At 72.1% G+C, this 2,994-nt stretch carries 1 protein-coding gene; it reads left to right on the plus strand.

Annotated elements, in window-relative coordinates; genetic code table 11:
* Positions 1–2,994: type I polyketide synthase (locus tag ACSNN7_RS28705; protein WP_436684179.1), on the plus strand; the 2,994-nt coding region annotated here is incomplete at both ends.

Below are 2,994 nucleotides of genomic sequence, written 5' to 3' on the forward strand. Positions count from 1 at the left end.
TACACCCTCGGTCTGGAGGGCCCGGCGGTGACCGTCGACACCGCGTGTTCGTCGTCGCTGGTGGCGCTGCACCTGGCGGCCACCGCCCTGCGCCGAGGCGAATGCGACCTCGCCCTGGCCGGTGGTGCCACCGTGATGGCCACCCCCGTGGCGTTCCTGGAGTTCTCCCGTCAGCGGGGCTTGTCCGCGGACGGTCGGTGCCGGTCGTTCGCGGCGTCGGCGGCTGGGACGGGTTGGTCCGAGGGTGTGGGTCTGTTGTTGGTGCAGCGGTTGTCGGACGCGCTGCGCGAGGGCCGTCGGGTGTTGGCGGTGGTGCGGGGTTCGGCGGTCAACCAGGACGGGGCCTCGAACGGTCTCACCGCGCCCAACGGGCCGAGCCAGCAACGGGTCATTCGCCAAGCGCTCGCGGCGGCGAGCCTGAACCCCTCGAGCGTGGACGTGGTGGAGGCGCACGGGACGGGCACCCGGTTGGGTGATCCGATCGAGGCGCAGGCGTTGCTGGCCACCTACGGTCAGGGCCGGCCTGTCGATCGGCCTCTGTGGCTGGGGTCGTTGAAGTCGAACATCGGGCACGCCCAGGCCGCGGCGGGTGTCGGTGGTGTGATCAAGATGGTGATGGCGATGCGGCAGGGAATCCTGCCGCAGACGTTGCATGTGGACGAGCCGACTCCGCACGTGGACTGGTCGTCCGGGGCGGTGCGGTTGTTGACCGAGGCGCAACCGTGGCCCGATACGAACGATCCACGCCGGGCCGCCGTGTCCGCCTTCGGCATCAGCGGGACCAACGCCCACGTGATCCTCGAACAGGCACCGTCGCCACAGCCGCCCAGCGACGACGCCGCGCCGCAGCACGACATCGACCGCGCCGCACCACCTGTGGTGCCCTGGCTGGTGACGGGACACGACGAGGCCGCCCTGCGGGCCCAGGCCGACAGGCTGCACGCCTTCCTGACGCGGCGACCCGAACTCGACCCGGCCGACGTCGCCTGGTCCCTGGCCACCGGCCGGGCCAAGCAGTCGCACCGCGCCGTCGTGGTCGGCGGCAGCCGGGACGAGCTGATCGAGGGCCTGGCGGCACTGGCCCAGGACCGGCCGGAACCGGCCGTGCTCCGCGCCACCGTCGCCCGCTCCCACCGGACCGCCCTGCTCTTCACGGGACAGGGTGCGCAGCGCATCGGCATGGGTCGAGAGCTGTACCAGTCGTACCCTGCCTTCGCCCGGGCGTTCGACGAGGTCTGCGAGCACCTCGACGCAGGCCTCGACCGCGCACTACGGGAGATCATCTTCGCCGAGCCGGACACCGCCGACGCCGCGCTGCTCGACCAGACCGCGTACACCCAACCCGCCCTGTTCGCCGTGGAGGTGGCGCTGCACCGCCTCGTCGCGTCGTGGGGGTGGAGAGCCGACCTCGTCGCCGGACACTCGATCGGGGAGATCGCCGCCGCTCAGGTGGCCGGTGTGCTGTCCCTGGCCGACGCGGCAACCCTGGTCACCGCCCGTGGGCGACTGATGCAGGCGCTACCGCCGGGTGGCGTGATGATGGCGGTCCAGGCCGCGGAGGCCGAGGTCCTGCCGCTGCTGGCCGGGCGCACCGAGGAGGTGGACATCGCCGCCGTCAACGGGCCGACGTCGGTCGTGATCTCCGGCACCGACGCGGCCGTGTCGGCGGTGGCGGCCTCGCTCGAGGAACGCGGTCACCGGGTCCGCCGGCTGTCGGTCAGCCACGCCTTCCACTCCCCGCTCATGGAGCCGATGATGGCGCGGTTCGGCGAGGTCGTACGGACGCTGAACTTCGCCCGGGCGCAGATCCCCATGGTCTCCACGGTCTCCGGCGCCCTCGAACCGGCCGACGTGTGGTCCGACCCCGACTACTGGGTCGAGCAGGTACGCCGACCCGTACGCTTCGCCGACGCCGTCCGGACCCTCGCCGAGCAAGGCGTCACCACCTTCCTGGAGCTCGGTCCCGACGGAGTCCTGACCGGCCTGGCCCGCAACGTGCTCGCCGACCGGGACGGTGACGTGGCCGCCGTAGCGGCGTTGCGTGCGGGCCGGCCCGAGGTCCGGACCCTCATGACCGCCGTCGGAACGCTGATCGCCCGCGGCGGCACCGCCGACTGGTCGGTGCTGACGCCCCACGCCAGCCAGGTCGAGCTGCCCACGTACGCCTTCCAGCGGACCCGGTACTGGCTGTCACCCTCGGCGCGGCCCGCCGATGTCGAGTCGGCCGGACTGACGGCCACCGCGCATCCCTTGCTCGGCGCGTCGGTCGAACTGGCCGCCGACGGCACGGTGGTCTACACCGGCCGGTTCTCCCGCAGCGCGCCGGAGTGGCTGGCCGACCACCTGATCCTCGGGGTGGCTCTGCTGCCGGCCACGGCGTTGGTGGAGATGGTCGCGCACGTCGGTGCGCAGCTCGGTAGCGAGGTCGTCGAGGAACTCACCGTCTCGACGCCGCTGGTCGTCCCCGAACAGGGCAGCCTGACCGTGCAGCTCGTCGTCGCCACCCCCGACGACGCCGGCCGGCGCTCTGTCGAGGTCTTCGCCCGCGGCAACGATGCGGATCCGTGGCGCAAGCACGCTTCCGGTGTGTTGGGGCCGGTGGTGGGTGGGGTGTCGGGTGTGGGTTGGGAGCAGTGGCCGCCGGTGGGTGCGGTGGAGGTGGGTTTGGAGGGTGTGTACGAGGGGTTGGTGGGGGCTGGTTATGGCTATGGGCCGGCGTTTCGGGGGTTGCGCCGGTTGTGGCGGGTTGGTGGCGGGTGGTGTGCGGAGGTGGTGTTGCCGGAGGGGCAGCGGTCGTCGGCGGGGTCGTTCGGGGTGCATCCGGCGTTGTTGGATGCGGGGTTGCATCCGTTGTTGCCGGGGGTGGGGCAGGCCGGGGGTCGGTCGTGGTTGCCGTTTTCGTGGTCGGGGGTGTGGGTTGGCGGGTCAGGGGCGTCGGCGCTTCGGGTGTGGTTGCAGCCGGGCTCTGGTGATGGTGATTCGTTGACGGTGTCG

It is taken from the genome of Micromonospora sp. URMC 105, assembly GCF_051386295.1.
Lineage (GTDB): Bacteria > Actinomycetota > Actinomycetes > Mycobacteriales > Micromonosporaceae > Micromonospora.